Source organism: Streptosporangium sp. LJ11 (assembly GCF_051918945.1).
Classification (GTDB): domain Bacteria; phylum Actinomycetota; class Actinomycetes; order Streptosporangiales; family Streptosporangiaceae; genus Streptosporangium.
Map to the genome: position 1 here is coordinate 29,614 of NZ_JBPXMB010000042.1, position 20,784 is coordinate 50,397.

Sequence of the window (20,784 nt, forward strand, 5' to 3'; positions counted from 1 at the left end):
GCCGGTTGAGCGACCGCTGGCTCACCGTGGCCTTCATCTCCCCGGCGCTGCTGCTGTTGCTCGCCATGTCGGTGTTCCCGTTGCTGTGGGCGTTGTACCTGTCCTTCACCGACTACTCGGCCACCCGCGGGGGGCCCGCCGATTTCGTCTGGTTCGAGAACTACACCGCCATCCTGACGTCGGCGCAGGTCCACCTGAGGGCCTTCACGACGTTGATCTACGTGGTCGGCGCGGTCACCCTGCAGACCGTGCTCGGTTTCACCATCGCCTACCTGATCTCACGGCGCACGCACGGGCGAGGACTGCTGACCACTCTGTTCCTGGTTCCGATGATGCTGTCGCAGGTCGTGGTCGGGCTGTTCTGGAAATTCATGCTCGACGCGCAGTTCGGCGTGATCAACAGCATGCTCGGCTCGCTCGGCCTGGGGCAGGTGGAGTGGCTCACCCGGCAGCGAACGGCACTGATCTCCCTGATCGTGGTCGACACCTGGCAATGGACGCCGTTCATCATGCTCATCGCACTCGCGGGCCTTACCGCGGTCCCCAAGTACTTGTACGAGGCCGCCTCGATCGACCGGGCGTCCGAGTGGTTCCGGTTCCGCACCATCACTCTTCCGCTGGTGTGGCCGCTGCTCCTCATCGCCGTGTTGTTCAGGGCCATCGAGGCCTTCCGGCTGTTCGACCTCGTCTACATCCTCACCAGCGGAGGTCCGGGGGTCTCCACCGAGACGTTGTCGTTCCACGTCTACAAGGTCGCGTTCCTGGGCTTCAACACCGGAACCGCCTCGGCATACGGGATCCTCATGGTCCTCGTCGTCATCGTCCTCACGCAGCTCTACCTGCGCTACTTGAACAAGCTCAAGGAGGACTGATGGCCGTCTCCGTCGACGAGGCCGTGTCCGCAGGTCCTGTCCGGGATCACACGCCCCCCGCGCGCCGCTTCGGCGGCCGGGGCCGCGCCGTGCTGGAGGTCGCGCTGCTGACCGTGCTGGCCGTCGTGATGCTCTTCCCGGTGCTGTGGATGATCGAGACGTCCATCAAGGAGAACCGGGACGTCTACGCCATCCCGGCCAAGTTCTTCGACTTCAAGGTCACCCTGGACCATTACAAGGACGTGTTCGTCGCCTCCGGCGGCGGTCGTTCGACCTTGTCCGTCGCGTTCCTCAACTCCGTCGTGGTCGCCGGGGTCTCCACGGCGCTGGCCACCGTGCTGGGGGTCCCGGCGGCCTGGGCCTACTCACGCTTCGCCGTGAAGGCCAAGAAGGACCAGCTGTTCTTCATCCTGTCCACCCGCTTCATGCCGCCCGTGGTGGTCGTGATCCCGATCTTCCTCATGTACCGCCAACTCGGGCTCATCGACACCAAGCTCGGCCTGATCCTCATCTACACCGCGTTCAACGTCCCGTTCACGATCTGGATGATGAAGGGGTTCGTCGACGAGGTGCCCGCAGAGTACGAGGATGCCGCCATGCTCGACGGCTACACCCGCCTGCAGGCGTTCTGGAAATTCACCCTTCCCCTGCTCCTGCCCGGTATCGCCGCGACGGCGGTCTTCGCCCTCATCTTCTCGTGGAACGAGTTCGTGTTCGCCATCTTCCTTACCTCCAGCGACACCGTGCGGACGGCCCCACCCGCCATCGCCGGCCTCATCGGTGGAACCACCGTGGACTGGGGTCTCGTGGCCGCCGCCTCCGTGGTTTTCGCCCTGCCGGTGCTCGTCTTCGCCTACCTGGTGCGCAAGCACCTCGTCGCCGGTGTGACGCTCGGGGCGGTGCGACGCTGATGGCGGGCATCGAGGTGACCGCCCTGCACAAGCGCTACCCGGACGGGACGGTCGCAGTTGATCACGTGGACCTGTCCATCGCCGACGGTGAGCTGTTCGTGATGCTCGGCCCTTCGGGGTGCGGCAAGACGACCACGCTGCGGGCCATAGCCGGCCTGGAGAGGCAGACGACGGGCGACATCCGCATCGGCGACACGCTGGTCAACGACCTGCCGCCCGCCGAGCGCGACATCGCCATGGTGTTCCAGTTCTACGCCCTCTACCCGCATCTGAGAACCCGCGACAACCTGGCGTTCCCGCTGCGGGCCGAGGGACTGCCCAAGCCGGAGGTGCAGGAGCGGGTCGACGAGGCCGCCCGGCTGATGCGGCTCGGTCCGCTCCTGGACCGGCGACCGCACCGGCTGTCCGGCGGGGAGCAGCAGCGCGTCGCGCTTGCTCGCGCCCTGGTGCGACGACCGCGCGCGTTCCTCATGGACGAACCTCTCACCAATCTGGACGCGGAGCTGAGGGCGGACATGCGCACGGAGATCAAGCACCTGCAGGGGGAGCTGGGGACGACGATGGTCTACGTCACCCACGACCAGGTCGAGGCGATGTCGCTCGGTCACAGAATCGCCATCCTCAACAAGGGCCGCGTCGAGCAGATCGGCACGCCGCTGGAGGTCTACGACCGTCCGGCGAGTCTTTTCTGCGCCGCATTCATCGGCTCCCCGCCGATGAACCTGATTGAGGTGGAGGTGGCCGACGGGAAACTGCGCAGTAAGAGCGGACTGGTCCTCACGCCACCGCCAAACCTGCCGCGCGACCGTTCCCTGGTCGCAGGGGTCCGGCCGGAGGCGCTGGAAGTCACAGAACCAGGGGCGGAACGTTCGGTCCCGGCCCGCGTGGTCTCGGCGGAGTGGCTGGGCGACGAAATCATCTACGTGGTTGACCACGGCGGCCAGCGCGACGTACGGGTTCGGATGCCACCGACTGTCCGTTTCGCCGCTGACGCACCGGTCGGGCTGCGGCACACCGGCGGGCCCCCGCCGGTCTACGACGTGAGCACGGAAGAGCTGGTGGCCTGATGGGAACCGTGGCGGTGCACGGGCTGTGCAAGTCCTTCGGTAAGGTCCAGGCCCTGGACGGGGTGACGCTGGACGTGCCGGACGGCTCGTTCTTCGTCGTGCTCGGGCCCTCCGGGGCAGGCAAGACGACGACCCTGCGAGCGATCGCCGGCCTTGAGAAGCTTGACGCCGGGTCGGTGCATCTGGACGGGAAGGACGCGACCGGTGACACCCCGGCCGCACGCGACCTGGCCATGGTCTTCCAGAGCTACGCCCTCTACCCGCGACACACGGTGTACGAGAACATCGCTTCGCCGCTGCGGGCACGCCGCTGTTCTTCGAGCGAGATCGCCGCTGCCGTCGAGCAGATGTCGAGCCTGCTGCACATCGAACGTCTGCTGCAGCGTCGTCCCGCGCAGTTGTCGGGCGGTGAGATGCAGCGTGTCGCCCTGGCCCGGGCGCTGGTCCGTCGCCCGCGCGCGTTTCTCATGGACGAGCCGCTGACGAACCTCGACCTCAAGCTCCGCGTCGAGATGCGCACCGAGCTCACCCGCATCCACCGGAGCCTCGGGGCAACCTTCGTCTACGTGACCAACGACCAGGTCGAGGCCCTGTCCATGGCCGACCAGGTCGCGGTCCTCAAGGAGGGGAAGGTGCAACAGGTCGGAACGCCGGCCGAGGTGTACGAGCGTCCAGCCAACCAGTGGGTCGCGGGATTCGTCGGGAGCCCGCCGATCAGCCTGCTCGCCTGCCACGCCGAGGGAGATCGTCTGGTCGGTGCGGAAGGCTGGACGCTGCCGCGGCCCCGCTGGACCACGGCTGAGGACGGTCGTCCGCTGCTGCTGGGCCTGCGCGCGGAGGATCTGTCCGTCGAGCAGCGTGGGGACGCGTCGTTGTCGGGCGAGCTCTACGGCCTTGAGCCGCTCGGTGACCGAACGGTGGTCGACGTCCAAGTGGGGACGGAGATCCTCAAGGTCAAGGCACGACCCACCGTCACCGGTACGCCGGGCGAGCGGCTGCTTGTCACGGTCGACCTGGACCGTGCGCACCTGTTCGACGCGGGCACCGGGCTGGCGCTGTCCGAGGCCGGGAGGTAACCGCGCAGGGCGGCGACGTCAACATGCGCCCGCACGTGGCGATCGAGCCTCGGCGGACCGTCACCGGTGAGCACGGCCTGACGACGCTGAAGCAGCCATGGTCCGAGAAGGCGATCGGTGGTGCGGGGCGTCGCCCTGCAGCCAGGGCCCCAGGGCCAACGGCCACGTTCGACCCGCTCGGCAACCACGGCCCCGACGAGGCCGTGTGACCCGTTCGTCAACGCGCGTGGCGCGATCGCCGAGGTCACGCTGGACATCACCAAGAACATCACAGGAGGCGACGCGATGAGTGACCCGATGAACGTCCTGGCCCCCGAGCACCGGCGGCTCCGGATCGGCGACACCTGGCGCGACGCCGCCGGCGGAGCCACCTTTGTCGTCGAGGACCCGGCCACCGGCGAGACCATCGCCGAGGTGGCGGACGCCGGCGTCGTTGACGGGCTCGCCGCTCTGGACGTGGCGAGCAAGGCAATGGCGGAGTGGGCGGCGACCCCGCCGCGAAAACGGTCGGAGTTGTTGACCGCGACGTACCGGGCACTGACCGAGCGATCCGAGGAGGTCGCCCGGCTGATAACGCTCGAGATGGGCAAGCCGCTCGCCGAGGCTCGGGGAGAGGTGGCCTACGGCGCCGAGTTCTTCCGTTGGTTCGCCGAGGAGGCGGTGCGCGTCGAGGGGCGCTACAACACCGCTCCCGCCGGTGGATATCGCATCCTCACCGTGCCGAAGCCGGTCGGACCGTGCGTCTTCGTGACGCCCTGGAACTTTCCGTTGGCCATGGGTGCCCGCAAGATCGCTCCTGCGCTGGCGGCGGGCTGCACGACGATCACCAAGCCGGCAGCCCAGACGCCACTCACCATGCTGTTCCTGGCCCGCATCATGGAGGAGGTCGGCGTTCCCCCGGGCGTCGTCAACGTCGTGACAACCAAGCGTGCCGGCGAGGTGGTCTCAGCACTGCTGGCCGACCGTCGGACCCGCAAGCTTTCGTTCACCGGGTCGACCGAGGTCGGGCGCGTGCTGCTACGACAGGCGGCGGACAACGTGCTGCGCACCTCCATGGAACTGGGCGGCAACGCGGCCTTGATCGTGTGTGCCGACGCGGACCTGGACGTCGCGCTCGACGGTGCCATGGTGGCCAAGATGCGCAACATCGGGGAGTCCTGCATCGCGGCCAACCGAATCTACGTCGAGGAGCCGGTGCGCGAGGAGTTCACGGCGCGCTTCGCCAAGCGGATGGGCGCGCTCTCGGTGGGCCATGGTCTCGACGACGGCGTGGACGTCGGGGCGTTGATCGACGAGGCCTCGGTCACCAAGATCGACGAGCTCGTCGCCGACGCGGTCAATCGCGGCGCCCGTGTCCTGGTGGGCGGCGAGCGTCCGGAGGGGCCGGGCCACTTCTACCCGCCTACGGTCCTCGTCGACGTGCCCGAAGAGGCGCGGATACTGGAGGCGGAAATCTTCGGCCCGGTGGCGCCGATCATCTCGTTCACGTCCGACGACGAGGTAATGGCGAAGGCCAACGACACCGAGCACGGCCTGGTCGGATACGTCTTCACCCGTGACCTCCAGCGGGCGCTCCGGTTCACCGAGGGGCTGGAGACGGGGATGGTCGGCATCAACCGTGGTCTGATCTCGGACCCGTCGGCTCCGTTCGGAGGCGTGAAGCAGTCCGGGATCGGCAAGGAGGGGTCGCACGAGGGCATCCTTGAGTACCTCGACGTCACCTACGCGGCGATCGACCTACCGTGACCGGCCCGCCGCTCCGGGTGCCCGCCGAGGATCACCGCGTCCTGTGCACACATGGCCTGACCGGCCTCCACCCGTGGGGCGGGCCCCGGGCCATGGTCGGCACGAATCCGCCGGCACCCGGGGACGCCGTCGGCTCCGCCGGTGCGCGCGCCACAGACGCGGCCGCGGCGGTGGATGGGGCGATCAGCCCTTTCGGCGGTCCCAAAGGCCACGCCCTCGGGCTCATGATCGAGGTGCTGGTCGCGACCTTGACTCGTACCGCCCTTGGCGACGATGTCCGCGGGACCCTCGGCCCGACTGACCCGCCCACCAAGGGCGAGGTCTTCATCGCGATGGACCCGAGGGCGCCCGGGCACGACCGAGTCCGGGAGCCCGGCGCGCGCCTGCGCCACCCGGCAGCCAACCTTGCCGACGCCGTCCCGGTCTCGCAGGTGACCTGGACGTCCGCCCAGCAAATCACCGCCGACGTTCCAGAGAGGCACCGACATGCTTGAGACCGTCCGCGGACCACGCCAGCTGATAGTGGGCGAAGGGGTCGCGCAGAACATCCCACGAGTGGTGGCCGAGTGTGGCTCGCGAGTCCTCATCGTGACCGACCGGGTTCTTCTGGGGCAGCCGGGCGTGGCCGAGATCGTGGCCGCCGTGCGGGAGAAGGTCGAAGTCGTCGGGGTGTTCGCCGACGCGACTCCGGACGTGCCACTCACCGATGTCGCCCTGGCCGTCTCGGTCGCCGCAGAGGTGGACGCCGACGTGATCCTCGCCATCGGGGGTGGCACGGTGATCGACCTCGCCAAAATCGTCGGCGTCATCCGGCGCCACGGTGGGACGCCGCGCGACTTCTACGGCGAGTCGAAGGTGCCGGGGCCGACGATTCCTCTTGTCGCGGTCCCGACGACGTCAGGCACCGGCTCCGAGCTCACACCCGTCTCGGTGTTGACCGACCCGGACCGCGAGCTGAAGGTGGGGGTCTCCAGCGTCCACATCGTGCCCGACTTCGCCATCGTCGACCCCGAGCTCACCTACACCTGCCCTGCGACCGTCACTGCCCACTCCGGCATCGACGCGTTTTGTCACGCGGTGGAGAGCTACACCGCGCGACCTCGGGCCCACGGACCGCGCGACCCGGTGGAGCAGGTCTTCCTCGGCCGCAACCCGATCACCGATCACTACGCGCTCCTGGCCGCGGAGCGGATCGCCCGCAGCTTGCCCCGTGTCGTCAGGGACGGAGGCGACAAGGACGCGCGCGCGGACATGTCCTATGGGTCCATGCTGGCCGGGCTCGCGTTTTCCCACGCGGGCAACGCGGCTCCGCACGCCCTCCAGTACCCCATCGGCGCAGCCACCCACACACCGCACGGCCTGGGCGTCGGGCTGCTGCTGCCCTACGCGCTGGACGCGGCCAGGGATGCCATCGGCGACCGGTTGGCCATCCTCGCCGGGGTGTGCGGGCTCGACGTGACCGACGCCTCGGATGCCGAGGCCGCAGATACGTTCCTCACCTGGCTCGACGGGCTCCTTGCCGACATCGGCATCCCTACCACCTTGGCGGACATCGGCGTGGCACGCGCCGACCTCCCGCGCTTCGCGGAGATGGCCAGTGGCGTCACCCGCTTGATCCAGAACCATCCAGGCCCGACCGACACCGCCAGCCTGACCGCGATCCTCGAAGCGGCCTGGATCGGGGACCGGACCCGACACGTCCTGACTCCGGAGCAGAGATAGTGACGGGCCTTTCACATGACGACGAGTTCCCTGCCCCACCCCGGGTATCGGGATTGTCGGCTACGCCTTAATGGGAGCCGCCCATTCCCAGGCCTGGCGCACGGCTGCGCGCCCACCAGGCCGGCCACGGCCACAGCAGCCACAACTCCACCGGCCCACCTCGCTCCACGCGGTGACATAACGTCATCATTCCGCTGCGGATAGATCAACGCGAGTGAACAACCGAATCGTGATCGCATCTGCTCCCGGCCCCGACCAGGCCGGCCACCACCCCAAGATCATTTCACTACCCGCCCAGCAGGTGGCCGGTGCTTCGGGCCTCGTCGCCCGTCGTTGGTGACCAGGGTCAGGCACCACGCCTGTTCACCCTGCTGTTCCAGATGGCGGCCGCGGATGGTGCCCTCGTGGGCGTACAGCAGGTCGCGTTTGAGCGCGTGCAGCGACTCGCCCTTGTTGAGCTGGCGGCAGATCTTGCGCCGGTAGGCGGGGTCGGCCAGGTAGCGGGCGGCGTAGATGGTGCGGCGCAGCGCGCCGTACTCCTTCAGCGCCGCCGCCAGCGCGTTGATGAGTTCCTCTGTGGCCTTGTGATCGGCCGCGGCTCCAAGATCGTCCTCAGTGCGCGGGAGGCAGCCCGGGTAGGCGGCGCGGTCACCTCGTGCGCCGGCAGAGCCGTCGGGGCGAGCGATTCCTTTTCGGCTGGCGGGGGTCTGCATTGTCGAAGGCTTCGCGGTACGGCGACCATCCATCAGCCGCGGCGAAGCGATCCGACGCACGACACCGAAAGGGACTGCCATGAGCCACGACAGCGCTTCGCTCGTCGAAGCCGACCAGGAAGTACACACCGTGCTCGACGAGGTCTATGCCGCCTGGGCCGACAACGACGCGACTGCCTTCGTCGCGCCGTACGCCGAGAATGCCACCGCGATCCTGCCGGGTACGTACCTGCGCAGCCGAGACGCGATCCACGCCACCATGGCGGCGCTCTTTGCCGGTGAGCTCCAGGGCTCCAAGGGCGTCCACGAGGTGCAGAGCATCCGGTTCGTCGGCGCTGACGTCGCCGTCGTGATCAGCAAGGGGGCCGTGCTGCTGGCCGGCCAGAGCGAGCCGGACGGCGCGAACCGGGCGCTGGAGACGTGGGTGCTGGCCAAACAGGACGGCACTTGGCGTGTGCAGGCCTTTCACAACTGTCCCGAACACGCCGCCTGAGGCGAGGAGGCAGACATGGCGATGCCGAGCAAGCAGTCCGAAGCCGTCAAGAGGCACTGGGCGGCGATCCGAGCAGCCAGTGAGCGGCCGGACGCGGATCAGCCCGACGACGAGTCGTGGGGCAACCTGACAGCCGAACCACGCGACGTGGACTACATCGAGACCGAAGCGGGTGGTTTGCCCGCGATGTGGGCGGTACCGAAACGAGCGGCCGAGGATCGGGTACTGCTGTGCATGCACGGCGGAGGGTTCATCAGCGGCTCGATCTACACACACCGCAAACTGTTCGGCCACTTGGCCAAGGCGACCGGGGCGCGAGCGCTGATCTTCGACTACCACCTCGCCCCCCACCATCTCCACCCCACGCAGGTCGATGACGCGACCGCTGTCTACCGGTGGCTGCTGCACGACCGGGGGATCAGCGCCGACCACGTGGCGTTCACCGGTGATTCCTGCGGCGGCGGACTGTCGATCACCACCCAGCTGCGGGCCCGCGAACAAGGACTGCCCCTGCCGGCTGCGGCGATGCTTTTCTCACCGTGGGTGGACATGCGGGCTACCGGCGAGTCGTACAAGACCAATCGAGACCGGGATGCGTTCTTCTCCGCCGAAGTCGTGCGTGAGTTGGCCGGCACCTTCCTGGGTGAGGGCGGCGACCCCAGCGACCCGCTGGTCAGTCCGCTGTGTGCCGACCTGTCCGGTCTCGGCCCGGTCTACATCCAGGCGGGAGGAGACGAGGTCCTGCTCGACGACGCCCGCCGACTGACCGAACACGCCCGCCGGGCCGGCGTCGACGTCCGGCTCGACGTCTTCCCCGGCATGCAGCACACCTTCCAAATGGCCGCCGGCCGAGCGCCAGAGGCCGACGAGGCGATCCGTAGGATGGCCCACTGGGTCTGCCCCAGGATCGGCCTGTGATTGGCTGGGCGGGGGACAGGAGGCGGTGATGGCGGACAGAGCGGGTGCCGTCGCCGAGGCCGGCGAGTTCGCCCGCCGAACCGAGCAGTACCGGCGCGAGTTGCTGGCGCACTGCTACCGAATGCTCGGGTCGGCGGACGAGGCCGAGGACCTCGTCCAGGAAACCTACCTGCGGGCGTGGCGGTCCTACGGCACCTTCGAGGGCCGGTCGTCGCTGCGGGTCTGGCTGTACCGCATCGCCACCAACGCCTGCCTGACCGCGCTGCAGCAGGGCGGTCGGCGGGCGTTGCCGTCCGGTCTGGGCGGTCCGGCCGACGACCCCGACGCCGCCCCGGATCCGCCCGACACCAGCGTGGCGTGGCTGCAGCCGATCGCGGACACGCTGGTAACCCCGCCGTCAGCAGACCCCGCGATGATCGTCGAGACACGCGAGAGTCTCCGGCTCGCGCTCATCGCGAGCCTGCAGTACCTACCGACACGGCAGCGGGCTGTACTCATCCTCCGAGAGGTCCTCGGTTTCCCCGCCACCGAGGTCGCGGCGATGCTCGGCACCTCGACCGCGGCGGTCAAGAGCGCCCTACAGCGGGCCCGCGCCCGCCTCGACGAGGTGGCACCGGAACGCAACCACCTCACCGACCCCACCGAGCCGCACGCCCGGGCCCTGCTCGACCAATACATCGTCGGCTTCCAGAACGCCGACACAACAGCCCTGGAACGGGCCCTGCGCGCCGACGCCGCGATAGAAATGGTCGGCACCCGCACCTGGTTCTCCGGCCGCCTGACCTGCCTGCGCTACCTCACCCACGCGGTCGGATCCCCCGGCGACTGGCGGATGACTCCCATCACCGCCAACGCACAGCCCGCTGCTGCCGCCTACCTCCGCGACGGCCACGGGAACCACCGCGCTTACGGACTCGGCGTCCTCACCGTCACCGACTCGGGCATCGCCCGTATCCTCGTCTTCGACGGCGGCGCCGACCTGGTCGCCAAGTTCGGCCTCCCACCCATGCACCCGGGGTCATGAGACTCCCCGCGCTGAGGCGGGAGTAGGTCTAGTTGAGACAGCCGTTGACCCGGCCAACGCAGGTCCTCAAGGCCCTCCGCTCGGGTCGCCGCCACCAGGCGCAAAGTAGCTGAGAGTAACCGGGTGTTCCCGGACAGCTTGTTAGCGGGGCAACCCGCTCCATCTCTCCCGCGGGGAGCAGGACGAGCCCCCGAGCCTCGTGGTGAGCTACTTCAGCGGCCCGAACTTCGTGTCCGAGTCAACCTTGGCCACCGCCCGCACCTGCTGCTCAGTTATCCCGCGCACACCCCTCAAATCCGCGCCAATCAGGTCCGCGCCGGTCAGGATCACTTCCATCGGCTCCGCGCCGGTCAGGATCGCGTTGCATCGGGCGGCCGGCCCGATGAGGGCTGCGAGCGCGAGGCAGGCCGCCAGCACAACCGCAACGCCGCCTAAGACCCAGCGCGCCCAACTTGGTCCTCCTGTCCACATGGTCGCGGCACAGGCGCAGGCGGCGATCAATGCCAAGAGCGGGACCAGCCACAGCCCGCGCCGCCTCCACCTGCGGCGCGGCGGCGCGGGGGGTAGGAGGTCGTCGGACGGCTGTGCTGATTCTGGCTCCGCCGGTGGGGGTAAGGGCGGTGTCCGCCTCCTGGTCGAGGAGGCGAGGGCGGCTCCGGCCGCGGCCGATGTGAGGAGCGCGGCCAGCGTGAGGGCTGCGCGGAGAAGCAGGGGTTTACCAGCCATGCTGATCATTGCACCAGGTCCGCTGGCCCCAGTGGAACAGGAGATGATCGACCCTCGCGATCACACAGCGTGACACTTATTGCTCTGCGCTCCTTTGCGGCTGCTGGCAGCGACCCGAGCGGAGGGCCGTGTCGGTCGCGCTCCGGCACCTATCACACCGGGCGGTTCACCAAAGTCCCTCGGCTGGCGAAGCTGCTGCGCGTGCCGACCCCGACCGACCGCGGGCCGAGGCGGCTGTGGCGGCCAGGCACCCCGCCGCCGGCGTCGATCCCCGCCGACACCCCGGCCACGGACATCCGCGTCGCCTATGCCCGCTGCTCCCACCTCACCCAGGAACTTCAGTCCCAGCTGGTCGCGCTGGCCGCGCACGGCATCCCGCGCGAGAAGATCTTCGCCGAGAAGGTATCCACCCGCGTGCGGGTCCGCCCGAAGTTCGAAGCCGCCCTGCAGGCCTGCCGCGAGATCAAGGCGCACGCCCCGCACTGCCGAGTCATCCTCACCGTGTACGAGATGAAGCGGCTGGGCCGGGACTCGGCCGAGCTGACCGCGCTGGCCGACCACCTCACCGCGCACGGCATTGCCCTGGAGATGCTGGAGGTCCAGTAGGAACAGAACGATGAAGAGCCCGCCTGGGTCGCGAAGGTAGTGGCGGAACTCGGGGGAATCGATGACGTCGAATTCCGCGCCCACCGCGGCGAGGATGAGCACCGGCCAGTCGAAGGCGTCCACTTGCAGGCGCAGGTGGCAGGAATGGTCGTCGACGGGCTCGACCCGGCCGCCGGTGACGGCGACGACCTGCTCGACCGCGTCGGCCGGTGCGTGGAGGAAGACGGTGATGTCGTGCCGGGTGGGGCGGGAGCCGAGCCGGTCGGCGACGAAGGCGGCGTCGGCGGCGGGCAGGTCGCGCGAACGGAAGCGGGCTCCGGTGGCGGCCGGATCGGTGAGGCGGTCGAGGCGGAAGACGCGCCAGTCGGCGCGGTCGAGGTCTCAGGCGACCAGGTACCAGCGGCGCTTGAGCGAGACGAGCCGGTGCGGCTCGACCAGCCTGGCGGCCGGCTCACCGGATGGGGTGGCATAGGTGAAGACGAGCCGTTCGTCGTCGCGGCACGCCTGAGCGATCACGGTGAGCGTGGCGGCGTTCACCTGAGGGCCGTCCGCCGGGGCGGTGACCGTGTAGGCGCGGAGGGCGTCCACGCGGCGGCGCAGGTGAGGGGCATCACCTGGACGACTTTGGTCAGAGCGCGCAGCGAGGTCTCCTGGATGCCTTCGACGGTGCCGCCGGCGGCGGTGCGCAGGCTGACCGCGATGGCGACGGCTCCTCGTCGTCGAGCAGCAGGGGCGGCATCGCCGTACCGGATCGCAGCTGGTAGCCGCCGCCGGCGACGCCGCAGTTGGCGTCGACCGGGTAACCCGGCTCGCGGAGCCGGTCGATGTCGCGGCGCAGGGTGCGCTCGCTCCCGGCGAACTGGTCGGCCAGTTCGAGGCCGGGCCAGTACCGGTGGGTCTGCAGCAGGGACGGCAATCGCAGCGTGCGTGAGCTCGTGTTCGCCATGATTCCAGACTCCCTCACATTCCGGCCAGGAACTGACCGGAATTTCCTCCAGTGTTGCTTTCGTGAACGACACAGCGGAAGGAACGCACATGAACATCTTGGTGACCGGGGCGACGGGAATCGTCGGCCGCCACGTGGTGGACCAGCTCGTACAAGCGGGCGTGAACGTGCGGGCGCTGACCCGTAACCCCGCGGCGGCCAAGCTGCCGCCCCAGGTTGAGGTGGTCAAGGGCGACCTGACCGCACCCGCGAGCGTGGCCGCCGCGCTGGACGGCGTGGAACGGATGTACCTGTTTTCGGTGGAGGAGGGTGCCCGCGAGGTCCTCGAGCTGGCCAAGCAGGCGGGAGTGAAGCGCGTCGTGGTGCTGTCGGCGGCGTCGGTCACCGCTGGCCTGCACACCAACGGGGTGGAGCGGGCGGCTGAGGAATCCGGGCTGGAATGGACGCACGTACGGCCGTGCGGGTTCATGGCGAACATGCTGCAGATCTGGGCGCCGTCCATCCGGGCCGAGCGGGTGGTCCGCTACCCGTACGCGGACGAGCCGATGAACCTGATCCACGAGGCCGACATCGCCGCGGTCGCCGTCGCCGCGCTGCTGCAGGACGGCCACCATGGCAGGGCGTACACCTTGACCGGGCCGGGGTTGGTCACCGTGCGCGAGCAGGTGACGGCCATCGGCGAAGCGCTCGGCGAACCGGTCCGCTACGAGGAGGTCAGCCGCGAGCGCGCCCGTGAGCTGATGAAGGCACAGGGAGGGTTCGCCGCCGAGTCGGCCGACCTGATGCTGGGCTTCGTCGAGTACGGCGGCGACGCCGCCACCGGCGACGACGGCTACGCCGACCAGGACTGGTCGGCGCTGATGCGGGTCTGGCCGGACGTGGAGCAGGCCACCGGACGCCCCCCGCGCAGCTACGCCGAATGGGCCCGCGACCACCTCGCCGACTTCCGCTGACCGTCACCGACCTGCCTGACGTCCCCCCTCGAACGGGACGCCCACCTCCGAGATGATCCGACCGCGTGTGCGACCGCTGCCCGTACCCCTCCAGGTCCCCAGGATTCAGCCGCAGCTGCTCCGCCAGCCGGGCCACCGCCACCGGCGGCGCCGACACCACGTCATCCGGCACGAACCCCAGCCACGGCAACGTCGAGAGCTGAACAGCAAGACCGAGCCGGTCGGTCGGCCCCCGGCCACAGCCCGCCCCGTCGACGGGCAGGTGTCTGATCCGCACCTGCACGCCCACGTCTCGATCGCCAACCTGGTGCGCGGAACCGACGGCAAATGGTCGGCCATCGCGGCCGGTGGTAAGGACCTGCACCGCCACGCCCACGCCGCCGACGCCTTCCTCAAGGCCCGCCTCCGGCGCCGGTCGACCGTCGACCGTCGACCTCAGGCTGCGCTGGGAGCGCGACGCGCACACCGACGCGTGGAAAATCGTCGGCATCGACGAGGCGATGCGCACCCGCTTTTCCAAACGCGACGGCCAGATCAAAGAGCTGCCGGCCGAACACGGCCTCACCTATGAGGAGACGCACCCGCACGCGCGCAAGGTGGCCGCCGCCTGGGCCGCCAGCCGGACACCTTCTCACCGGCCACCCACCACCAAGGGCCCCAGCCAGGGGTTCGGCAGGTAAGTACGAGCGACGGACGTGGCGGAGCGTTCGAAGCCTGCTGCGGGCGCGTCGGTCAGGGCATGGTCGTCGCGGCCCAAGGGGGGCGCGCACGGGAGGCGCACAGGGGGGCGGCGCGCCCCCCTTAATTGGCCCGGTGCTCCCGAAGCTACGGCCAAGTGACAAGTAGCCCTCCGCGCGAGCGACAGCAGGAGGCGGTTACGAATCGTGAGGCTCTGGCAGTCTCGTTCGGAAGGGCTTTCTGGCCCGCGATAAGCACGGTTATCGCGAGTGGGAACGTCGGATCCGAAGGTCCCCTGACCAGGTCTAACGCCGTTTAGCGCTATTGGCTGCCCCATTGTTCCCCGAGGCCGGATCACTACAGAAAGTTGCTGGTCACTTGGCCGTAGCTTCGGGAGTACTGGGCCGACTCGCCCGGCAACGAACTCCGCTGTGAGAGCGAGTTCGCAAATAACCAGACTCTAACCGACGGTAATTGATCACGTACGGTTGGTTGCGAGATGGTGTTCAGGTTCTGATCAACCTGCACAGGAGGCACCATGCTGCTTGCACGCCATCTACTGGCCGCCGCCATCGTCGTGAGTGCGGCCACCGCCCTGCCCGCCACGGCCGCCGCCCAACAGTCGGCTACCCCCGCTGCTCTCGCCGGCACCCCGGTGTGCCTGGACGCCAGCAACGCCCGAGCCAATCTCACCGGGGTGCGTCTGTGGCAGTGCATGGACCACACCAACCAGAAGTTCGTGATCGACGGCGGCCAGATCAAGGTCAAGGACACCCTCGCCTCCGCCACCCCGATGTGCCTGGACGCCAGCAACGCCCGAGCCAATCTCACCAAGGTCTACCTGTATGAATGCCAGAACAACAACAACAATCAGCTCTGGGTCATCAGGAAGGGCGAGATCGTCCTCAAGGACACCCTCGCCTCCGCCACCCCGATATGCCTGGACGTCAGCAACGTCAGGACCAACGACACCAAGGTCTACCTGTATCAATGCCAGAACAACAACAACCAGAAGTTCGTGATCGACGGCGGCCAGATCAAGATCGAGGACACCCTGGCCTGATCGGCTGACTCACGCTCAGCCACACGGCCTGTTCCAGCTCCAGGAGCGGACCTCCTTCTTCGGCCGAGGCCGCCGAAGGAGGTCCCGGGCGCCAATCGCGGCCGCGGCGACCATCGAGCAGCCTGCCGACACCGAGATCGACCCCATCGTCGTGTCCTGCGCGAGGTGCATGCGCCTGTTCGAGGACACCCCAGGTCAGACCAGGCTTCTAGTCTGCGTGAGCTTGTTGCAGAGAGTTACTTGTCAATTGGTGGCAGCTTCGGGAGTACCGGGCCTAATTTCGCGTCGTCCCAGGTCAGCTAGAGCGCAGGGAGGGCCGGAGCGGATGAGGTAACCGGTCTGGAGCCTGCTCGTTTTGGGCGGGGCGCTGCGCTGAGCCAAATGATGGCAACGGCAGCGGCCCCAAGCAGAGCGTCTGGGTGGCGTGTACCGTGTGCGCCGGGGCGGGGCGGCGATGAGCGACCCGATCACCTGCCCCGAATGCGAGGGCGAAGGCGGCCGGCGGCTGGGCCGGCTGCGCATCGCGTGCCGGTTCTGCCACGGCCGGGGCTGGGCCGGTGCCGAGCACGAGCCCGCCGAACCTCCCCCACCGCCCACCGAGCCACCACCGGCGTGGGAGCACCGCATCTGGTCCGACTCGGCGGCCGCCGCCGTCCTGGGATGCCGCTACTGCCTGGGATCGAAGACGGTGGCGCACCTGGAGGAGAGCACCCGCACGCTGGTGATGGCCCCCTGCCGATGCCAGGCGCCAGGGGATTTGTCGGCGGGTGCGTAGGGGGTGGAACCGTCTGCGATCGCCACTTCGGTGCTCGCTGTGACGGTCGACGGCGATCGACGCCACGCCAACTCCTTCGTCGTCGGCGTGCCACCGAGCCACAACGGCTAGCTCGCCGACCTGCTGGCCGCGCTGCCCCGCGACATGAGCGTCCATCTCGACCCGATCGAGTGGGCGGCCGGGCCCGCCTACCCTGACGGATGGGAGGGATTCGTTCCGGGCCTCGAACTCCAGGGCCACAACCGCATCGCTGACGCCCTACGCGGCACCGCTGGGCTGCTCAACGGCCTCTCCGCAAGGATCGAGGACGAGGTGCTTGAGTTCCTGCCCGCCGGCCACCCCGTCCGCGCCGCCCTGGCCGCCGAGACCAGGCGCATGCTCGATCAGGCGCTGACCCTGGTCGACCCTGGTCGACCCTGCCGACCCCGCCGAGACCGCCGCCGAACAGGAAGAGTCCTCGTGAACGAAGACGGGGCCGACCACACCGCCGGCCTCCGTCCGGACGGGCCTGCGCAACCCCAGGCTGGTGCCCTGTCGTTATTGGACTGTGTCGTAATTCAGGTGCTCGGGCGGTCCGCGAGCATGATCACGACGGCCTAACTTCGCTGCAGGTCAGGGGACGATCACCACGCCGCCGCGCACGCCGCCTTGGGCCAGCCGGTCGTGGGCGGCCGCCGCGTCAGCGAAGGGGTACACGCCAGCAACCCGGAGCGGGATGTCGCCGCTGGTGACGAGTTTGACCAGTTCGCCCAGCCGGCATCCGTCAGGTCGCACCTCCAGCGCGAACGTCCGGATTCCCCCCACCGATTCCGGGCGAAGCGGGGGTGACGCGGCCACGTAGCCGCCGCCGTCGCGGATGACGTCCAGCAGCGAGGGGCCGATCACCGCCAGGTCGATGACCGCGTCGAACGTCCCCATCGGATCGCCGGAGCGCGGCAGGAAAGCCGCGCCCAGCGCCTCGACGAACTCACGGTCGTCGGCTCCGGCGAGTCCCGTGGCATGCAGGCCGCTCGCCCGGGCCAGCGCCAGGACGAACCCGCCGACCTGCCCGGCGGCGCCGGTGACGAGCACGGTCGAACCCGCCGGGAGCGCCAGCAGGTTGAGCGCCTGGGCGGCGGCGAGGCCGTTGGTCGGCAGAGTCGCCGCCTCGGTGGCGGGGACGCCGGTGGGTGCGGAGGCCAGCCAGGCGGCATCGAGCACCACGTACTCCGCGTGGGCACCGACCGTGGTTTGCAGCCATGGCGAGAAGCCGATGACCTCGTCGCCGATCGCGAACTCCTCAACCGATGGGTCGACAGCGTCGACGGTGCCGGCCACGTCCCAGCCGGGCGTGTACGGCAAACCGGTCGGCAGCGGGGCCGGGAACCGGCCGGAGCGGACCATCAGGTCGACCGGGTGCACAACGGACGCGGCGACCCGCACCCGCACCTGCCCCGGCCCGGGCTCAGGCACCGGCACGTCGGCCACGTGCAGGACCTCCGGCCCTCCGAACTGTGAATAGCTGACTGCGCGCATCGCCGTCTCCTTCGTGGGACCTCGTGATCACACGACCGTACGAATCAAAGGAACTGTGAGAAAGTAGGCACCGTAAAGTGCCTAGGGCACCGCAGGAGGGAAAATGGCGACGACGACCGCGGCACAACGCCGTGAACAGGCCAAACGCGACTACGACGCGTTCCTGGCAGGCTGTCCGACCCGTGAGCTGCTGAGCAGACTCACCGACAAGTGGGTCGCGCTGGTGATCCCGGCGCTCGCCGGCGGCCCGCAGCGGCACGGCGAGCTCGCCCACCGCATCGCCGGCGTCAGCCAGAAGATGCTCACCCAGACCCTGCGGACGCTGGAGCGCGACGGACTGGTCACCCGCACGGTCACCGCCTCGGTACCGGTCCGCGTCGACTACGCGCTCACCCCGCTCGGCCATGAACTGTTCCCGGTCATGATCGCGATCAAGGACTGGGCGGAGACGCACATGGACCGCGTCTTCGAAGCCCGCACCCAATTCGACGCACGCCCCTGAAACACAGGACGCCGACCACCTCATAGCGGCCTCAGACGCATCCGAACGAAAAGTCACGCCAACGTCAGTCACGACGGTTCGCTGGCGCGGATTTCCGTTCCGATGCTCGTCAAGCCCCGGCAAGAAGGCCGGCAGGGGCTTTCGGCCCCTTGATGCCCGCGGCGCGGTATGCCTTGGCCACCGGCCCGTTTCCCGCTCGGGAGGCGGGCCGGTGGCCTGTTGGGGCGTTCATTTAACGGTCGTTTGATGCACGTCGGCGGAAGTACGTCCGAGCGAGCCGCCGTATCTCGTCAAAGTGTTCATCCGGCCGTTCGTTTTCCCGCAAGCGCGGCCGCGTCGGCGGCCGCCGCCCCGTGGTCGACGACGACAAGCGCGCCGCGATCCTCGCCCGCCACCAGCGCGGCGAATCCATCCGCACCATCGCCGCCGGGGTGAAGGTCTCGATCGGCGTCGTCCACAAGACCCTCACCGCCGCCCGCTCCGGGATCGAACCCGCGATGGAGGCGTCTCATGACGGCCGGGTCTGAGAACAAGCAGAAAAAGCCGTTCCGCAAGGGGCGCGTGCGCGAGAGCCTGTTTCTGCTGGTCTGCAGTGTCATGGTGGCGATGCTGCTGCAGGTGTTCGTCTTTCGGCTGTTTTGGATCCCGTCGGAGTCGATGGAGAACACCCTGCGCGAGGGCGACGGTGTGGTCGTCAACAAGCTGCATGGCGCGGCCGAGCGTGGTGATGTGGTGGTCTTCAAGGGCTGGGACGGAGAGGACACCGTCAAGCGAGTCATGGCGGTCGGCGGTGACACCGTCACGTGCTGCGACGCCAAGAAGAGAATCACCGTGAACGGGATCCCGCTCGACGAGAGAAACCACCTCCATCCCGACGACTTCCCCTCGAAGGAAGAGTTCGAGAAGGTCGTTCCCGAGGGTCGTCTGTGGGTCATGGGCGACCGTCGCTCGGCCTCCCGGGACTCCCGCGACCACAAGGAGCAGGAAGGCGGTGGGACGATCGCGCAGGACGATGTGACCGGCCGCGCCGTGGCGATCTGGTGGCCCCTGTCCCGGGTGACCGTCCTCTCGACGCCGGACACGTTCGCCCAGGCGTTCACCGGAGACAAATGACTGATCCTAATGAGAACTGATACTAGGGCGCTGAGCTGGGCGGATGCGTTTCGGAAGACCGGACAGAGCTAACGTCCTGTCCGGTCAGACCTCACGCTGAGCTACTTTGCCCCTGGTGACACCGACCCGAGCGCCGGGCCATTGTGTCGGCCCACGCGCGGCCCGGGCGACGAAACGCGAGCAGCGGGCCGCGAGCGGACGTGCGACCAGTACCAGGGACGGAACGCGGTTCTGTACACAATCAGGCGGCCGAGCACGATCATTGGCGGTAAGGGTGCCGCGGTCGGCGCGGTCGTTATCTGGGGTTGTCAGGCAAGTAGGTCACGTCAGGGGACATGAGGCTATCTTGGATGACTCTTTGTAGTCAGACATGTGCCACACGCCGCGACGTCCACAACCTCCTGGAAGAGATCAGTTCTCACGTGTCCAGGCGGGCGTGATCCGCACCTCGCGCAGACGCCAGCCTGCCGGCGTCCGGACTGCGGTGAAGCGCTGTCGCAGGCCGCCGGTGAAGTGGGGTGCCTGGCCATCGCGGTAGTAGTACACGGTCGAGTTCGCCGAGACGGCCGCCTGATCGCCGTTGACGTCCACCAAGAGGTCGGTGGTCGTGTGCTGGGTGTCCTGCCCCTCGACCTCGCTCTGGCGCATGAAGTCGACAACCTTGTCGATCCCGTGGAGTTCGCCCCCGCGGGGGGAGTGCACGGCCACATCGTCGGCGAAGACGGTGCCCGCGTCCTCCCACCGCTTCTCGTCGAGCAGGAGCGCGAAGCGGGTGAGCAGGTCGGCGATTTCGATACGGTCGGCGATCAGAATGTCCGTGGACATGACTTCCTCTTTCTTTCTGCAGGGTGGCGATGTTGTCTTCGTGCCGGGTGGCGGGTTTCGAGGAGTAAGGGGTTCAGGGGGCGGCCAGCACCGCGTTGGCCCTGCCCAGGATGGTGCTCAGGACGCGGCCTGCGGCGGCCAGGTCCTCGGTCCGCAGGTCGCCCCACAGTTCCTGGGTGATCGGGCCGATCGCGGCGCGGACCTGCGTCCAGCGCCTGTGCCCTTCGTCGGTGACCTGGACGCGGCCATCCCCTCCGTCGCGCAGGAATCCTGCGGCGGTCAGTTCGGCGATGCGTTCGGCCACCGACGTCTGGCTGAACTGCGTGGCGCCGCTGACCCGGTGGATGAGCTCGGCCCGGTCGATGGTCCCGCCGCCGATCACGGTCAGCGTGAGGGTCACCCACTGGGGCTCGGTGATGCCGGTCCCGGCGAGCTGCCGGTCCAGGATCGCGTTGAGCGCCTTCTCGGTCTGGCCGATGAGAGCGGTACTGAAGGTCTGGGCTGCGGTCGTCACGATGACCTTCCAATCCGTTTCCGTAA

23 protein-coding genes and 3 pseudogenes are annotated in these 20,784 nt (G+C 68.6%); 19 read left to right on the forward strand and 7 right to left on the reverse strand.

The features are described from left to right. Window positions 1-5 precede the first annotated feature (5 nt). The 7 genes from ACTOQ3_RS39785 (at window position 6) to ACTOQ3_RS39815 (ending at window position 7,394) form a co-directional block, all read left to right on the forward strand. Complete coding sequence (locus tag ACTOQ3_RS39785; RefSeq protein WP_440088953.1) at window positions 6-872, forward strand: carbohydrate ABC transporter permease; 867 nt, start codon at window positions 6-8, stop codon at window positions 870-872. Further along, a complete protein-coding gene (locus ACTOQ3_RS39790) occupies window positions 872-1,783 on the forward strand; it encodes a carbohydrate ABC transporter permease (protein ID WP_440088954.1) in 912 nt (303 codons plus the stop codon). Before ACTOQ3_RS39785 ends, ACTOQ3_RS39790 begins: the two co-directional genes overlap by 1 nt. Then, window positions 1,783-2,850, forward strand: coding sequence for an ABC transporter ATP-binding protein (locus ACTOQ3_RS39795; protein WP_440088956.1), 1,068 nt, complete (start codon window positions 1,783-1,785; stop codon window positions 2,848-2,850). Before ACTOQ3_RS39790 ends, ACTOQ3_RS39795 begins: the two co-directional genes overlap by 1 nt. Next, window positions 2,850-3,926 carry an ABC transporter ATP-binding protein gene (locus ACTOQ3_RS39800; protein ID WP_440088958.1) on the forward strand — a complete coding sequence of 359 codons (1,077 nt, stop codon included), beginning with the start codon at window positions 2,850-2,852 and terminating at the stop codon, window positions 3,924-3,926. The genes ACTOQ3_RS39795 and ACTOQ3_RS39800 overlap by 1 nt, the downstream gene beginning before the upstream one ends. Window positions 3,927-4,211: 285 nt before the next feature. Next, window positions 4,212-5,672 carry an NAD-dependent succinate-semialdehyde dehydrogenase gene (locus ACTOQ3_RS39805; protein WP_440088959.1) on the forward strand — a complete coding sequence of 487 codons (1,461 nt, stop codon included), beginning with the start codon at window positions 4,212-4,214 and terminating at the stop codon, window positions 5,670-5,672. A 92-nt stretch (window positions 5,673-5,764) separates the two neighbouring features. Then, on the forward strand, window positions 5,765-6,166 hold the full coding sequence (locus ACTOQ3_RS39810; protein WP_440089006.1) for an Ldh family oxidoreductase: 402 nt from the start codon (window positions 5,765-5,767) through the stop codon (window positions 6,164-6,166). Continuing rightward, entirely contained in the window at window positions 6,159-7,394 is a 1,236-nt protein-coding gene (locus ACTOQ3_RS39815; RefSeq protein WP_440088960.1) for an iron-containing alcohol dehydrogenase, read from the forward strand. The genes ACTOQ3_RS39810 and ACTOQ3_RS39815 overlap by 8 nt, the downstream gene beginning before the upstream one ends. A gap of 278 nt (window positions 7,395-7,672) precedes the next feature. On the opposite strand, the gene ACTOQ3_RS39820 is transcribed toward ACTOQ3_RS39815, so the two are convergent. Further along, window positions 7,673-8,107, reverse strand: coding sequence for a Tn3 family transposase (locus tag ACTOQ3_RS39820; protein WP_440088961.1), 435 nt, complete (start codon window positions 8,105-8,107; stop codon window positions 7,673-7,675). Between the two features lie 79 nt (window positions 8,108-8,186). On the opposite strand from ACTOQ3_RS39820, the gene ACTOQ3_RS39825 reads away from it, so the two are divergent. Genes ACTOQ3_RS39825 through ACTOQ3_RS39835 form a run of 3 tightly spaced genes read left to right on the forward strand, consistent with a single transcriptional unit; the run spans window position 8,187 to window position 10,542 of the window. Continuing rightward, the gene (locus ACTOQ3_RS39825) at window positions 8,187-8,600 is read left to right on the forward strand and encodes an SgcJ/EcaC family oxidoreductase (protein WP_440088963.1); all 414 of its coding nucleotides are present in this window, start codon (window positions 8,187-8,189) and stop codon (window positions 8,598-8,600) included. A gap of 15 nt (window positions 8,601-8,615) precedes the next feature. Further along, a complete protein-coding gene (locus tag ACTOQ3_RS39830; RefSeq protein ID WP_440088964.1) occupies window positions 8,616-9,518 on the forward strand; it encodes an alpha/beta hydrolase in 903 nt (300 codons plus the stop codon). Window positions 9,519-9,546: 28 nt separating this feature from the next. Further along, on the forward strand, window positions 9,547-10,542 hold the full coding sequence (locus tag ACTOQ3_RS39835) for an RNA polymerase subunit sigma-70 (RefSeq protein WP_440088966.1): 996 nt from the start codon (window positions 9,547-9,549) through the stop codon (window positions 10,540-10,542). Window positions 10,543-10,749: 207 nt separating this feature from the next. Here the strand turns inward: ACTOQ3_RS39835 and ACTOQ3_RS39840 are convergent, their stop codons facing one another. Continuing rightward, entirely contained in the window at window positions 10,750-11,049 is a 300-nt protein-coding gene (locus tag ACTOQ3_RS39840; protein WP_440088967.1) for a pentapeptide repeat-containing protein, read from the reverse strand. A 420-nt stretch (window positions 11,050-11,469) separates the two neighbouring features. On the opposite strand from ACTOQ3_RS39840, the gene ACTOQ3_RS39845 reads away from it, so the two are divergent. Continuing rightward, on the forward strand, window positions 11,470-11,874 hold the full coding sequence (locus tag ACTOQ3_RS39845) for a recombinase family protein (RefSeq protein WP_440089008.1): 405 nt from the start codon (window positions 11,470-11,472) through the stop codon (window positions 11,872-11,874). Window positions 11,875-11,904: 30 nt separating this feature from the next. Here ACTOQ3_RS39845 and ACTOQ3_RS39850 read toward each other — a convergent pair. Further along, window positions 11,905-12,820: pseudogene (locus ACTOQ3_RS39850) on the reverse strand (helix-turn-helix transcriptional regulator); the annotation flags it as partial. An 89-nt stretch (window positions 12,821-12,909) separates the two neighbouring features. On the opposite strand from ACTOQ3_RS39850, the gene ACTOQ3_RS39855 reads away from it, so the two are divergent. Continuing rightward, on the forward strand, window positions 12,910-13,773 hold the full coding sequence (locus ACTOQ3_RS39855) for an NmrA family NAD(P)-binding protein (RefSeq protein ID WP_440088968.1): 864 nt from the start codon (window positions 12,910-12,912) through the stop codon (window positions 13,771-13,773). A gap of 61 nt (window positions 13,774-13,834) precedes the next feature. Here the strand turns inward: ACTOQ3_RS39855 and ACTOQ3_RS39860 are convergent. Further along, window positions 13,835-14,062, reverse strand: a pseudogene (locus ACTOQ3_RS39860) (DUF4158 domain-containing protein); the annotation flags it as partial. Here ACTOQ3_RS39860 and ACTOQ3_RS39865 point away from each other — a divergent pair. The 4 genes and pseudogenes from ACTOQ3_RS39865 to ACTOQ3_RS39880 form a co-directional block, all read left to right on the forward strand. After that, window positions 14,036-14,128, forward strand: a pseudogene (locus ACTOQ3_RS39865) (relaxase domain-containing protein); the annotation flags it as partial. The pseudogenes ACTOQ3_RS39860 and ACTOQ3_RS39865 sit on opposite strands and share 27 nt — an antisense overlap. After that, window positions 14,121-14,453: a relaxase domain-containing protein gene (locus ACTOQ3_RS39870; RefSeq protein ID WP_440088970.1), complete on the forward strand. Its 333-nt coding sequence runs from the start codon at window positions 14,121-14,123 to the stop codon at window positions 14,451-14,453. The pseudogene ACTOQ3_RS39865 and the gene ACTOQ3_RS39870, both read left to right, overlap by 8 nt. 536 nt (window positions 14,454-14,989) lie before the next feature. Next, window positions 14,990-15,514 carry an RICIN domain-containing protein gene (locus ACTOQ3_RS39875; protein WP_440088971.1) on the forward strand — a complete coding sequence of 175 codons (525 nt, stop codon included), beginning with the start codon at window positions 14,990-14,992 and terminating at the stop codon, window positions 15,512-15,514. Window positions 15,515-15,968: 454 nt separating this feature from the next. Beyond that, window positions 15,969-16,289 (forward strand): hypothetical protein, encoded by a 321-nt coding sequence (locus ACTOQ3_RS39880; RefSeq protein ID WP_440088972.1) that lies wholly within the window; start codon window positions 15,969-15,971, stop codon window positions 16,287-16,289. 612 nt (window positions 16,290-16,901) lie between these two features. Here the strand turns inward: ACTOQ3_RS39880 and ACTOQ3_RS39885 are convergent. Continuing rightward, complete coding sequence (locus ACTOQ3_RS39885; protein WP_440088973.1) at window positions 16,902-17,804, reverse strand: NADP-dependent oxidoreductase; 903 nt, start codon at window positions 17,802-17,804, stop codon at window positions 16,902-16,904. A 103-nt stretch (window positions 17,805-17,907) separates the two neighbouring features. Here ACTOQ3_RS39885 and ACTOQ3_RS39890 point away from each other — a divergent pair, with 103 nt between their 5' ends. The 3 genes from ACTOQ3_RS39890 to lepB all read left to right on the forward strand — a co-directional run bounded on the left by ACTOQ3_RS39890 (window position 17,908) and on the right by lepB (window position 19,419). Continuing rightward, window positions 17,908-18,306: a winged helix-turn-helix transcriptional regulator gene (locus ACTOQ3_RS39890; RefSeq protein ID WP_440088974.1), complete on the forward strand. Its 399-nt coding sequence runs from the start codon at window positions 17,908-17,910 to the stop codon at window positions 18,304-18,306. A gap of 353 nt (window positions 18,307-18,659) precedes the next feature. Continuing rightward, window positions 18,660-18,833, forward strand: coding sequence for a hypothetical protein (locus ACTOQ3_RS39895; RefSeq protein WP_440088975.1), 174 nt, complete (start codon window positions 18,660-18,662; stop codon window positions 18,831-18,833). Then, on the forward strand, window positions 18,817-19,419 hold the full coding sequence (lepB, locus tag ACTOQ3_RS39900; protein ID WP_440088977.1) for a signal peptidase I: 603 nt from the start codon (window positions 18,817-18,819) through the stop codon (window positions 19,417-19,419). Before ACTOQ3_RS39895 ends, lepB begins: the two co-directional genes overlap by 17 nt. A 411-nt stretch (window positions 19,420-19,830) precedes the next feature. Here lepB and ACTOQ3_RS39905 read toward each other — a convergent pair whose 3' ends face one another. Beyond that, window positions 19,831-20,244: a nuclear transport factor 2 family protein gene (locus ACTOQ3_RS39905; protein WP_440088979.1), complete on the reverse strand. Its 414-nt coding sequence runs from the start codon at window positions 20,242-20,244 to the stop codon at window positions 19,831-19,833. Between the two features lie 73 nt (window positions 20,245-20,317). Then, a complete protein-coding gene (locus ACTOQ3_RS39910) occupies window positions 20,318-20,758 on the reverse strand; it encodes a MarR family winged helix-turn-helix transcriptional regulator (RefSeq protein ID WP_440088980.1) in 441 nt (146 codons plus the stop codon). Window positions 20,759-20,784: the final 26 nt, after the last annotated feature.

Bases quoted from the DNA above. Each gene is read 5' to 3' on its own strand.
- ACTOQ3_RS39875 (WP_440088971.1), top strand. From the start codon at position 14,990: ATGCTGCTTGCACGCCATCTACTGGCCGCCGCCATCGTCGTGAGTGCG.
- ACTOQ3_RS39815 (WP_440088960.1), top strand. From the start codon at position 6,159: ATGCTTGAGACCGTCCGCGGACCACGCCAGCTGATAGTGGGCGAAGGG.
- ACTOQ3_RS39830 (WP_440088964.1), top strand. From the start codon at position 8,616: ATGGCGATGCCGAGCAAGCAGTCCGAAGCCGTCAAGAGGCACTGGGCG.
- ACTOQ3_RS39835 (WP_440088966.1), top strand. From the start codon at position 9,547: ATGGCGGACAGAGCGGGTGCCGTCGCCGAGGCCGGCGAGTTCGCCCGC.
- ACTOQ3_RS39800 (WP_440088958.1), top strand. From the start codon at position 2,850: ATGGGAACCGTGGCGGTGCACGGGCTGTGCAAGTCCTTCGGTAAGGTC.
- ACTOQ3_RS39885 (WP_440088973.1), bottom strand. From the start codon at position 17,804: ATGCGCGCAGTCAGCTATTCACAGTTCGGAGGGCCGGAGGTCCTGCAC.
- ACTOQ3_RS39810 (WP_440089006.1), top strand. From the start codon at position 5,765: ATGGTCGGCACGAATCCGCCGGCACCCGGGGACGCCGTCGGCTCCGCC.
- ACTOQ3_RS39825 (WP_440088963.1), top strand. From the start codon at position 8,187: ATGAGCCACGACAGCGCTTCGCTCGTCGAAGCCGACCAGGAAGTACAC.
- ACTOQ3_RS39880 (WP_440088972.1), top strand. From the start codon at position 15,969: ATGAGCGACCCGATCACCTGCCCCGAATGCGAGGGCGAAGGCGGCCGG.
- ACTOQ3_RS39790 (WP_440088954.1), top strand. From the start codon at position 872: ATGGCCGTCTCCGTCGACGAGGCCGTGTCCGCAGGTCCTGTCCGGGAT.
- ACTOQ3_RS39905 (WP_440088979.1), bottom strand. From the start codon at position 20,244: ATGTCCACGGACATTCTGATCGCCGACCGTATCGAAATCGCCGACCTG.
- ACTOQ3_RS39820 (WP_440088961.1), bottom strand. From the start codon at position 8,107: ATGCAGACCCCCGCCAGCCGAAAAGGAATCGCTCGCCCCGACGGCTCT.
- ACTOQ3_RS39890 (WP_440088974.1), top strand. From the start codon at position 17,908: ATGGCGACGACGACCGCGGCACAACGCCGTGAACAGGCCAAACGCGAC.
- ACTOQ3_RS39805 (WP_440088959.1), top strand. From the start codon at position 4,212: ATGAGTGACCCGATGAACGTCCTGGCCCCCGAGCACCGGCGGCTCCGG.
- ACTOQ3_RS39855 (WP_440088968.1), top strand. From the start codon at position 12,910: ATGAACATCTTGGTGACCGGGGCGACGGGAATCGTCGGCCGCCACGTG.
- ACTOQ3_RS39795 (WP_440088956.1), top strand. From the start codon at position 1,783: ATGGCGGGCATCGAGGTGACCGCCCTGCACAAGCGCTACCCGGACGGG.
- lepB (WP_440088977.1), top strand. From the start codon at position 18,817: ATGACGGCCGGGTCTGAGAACAAGCAGAAAAAGCCGTTCCGCAAGGGG.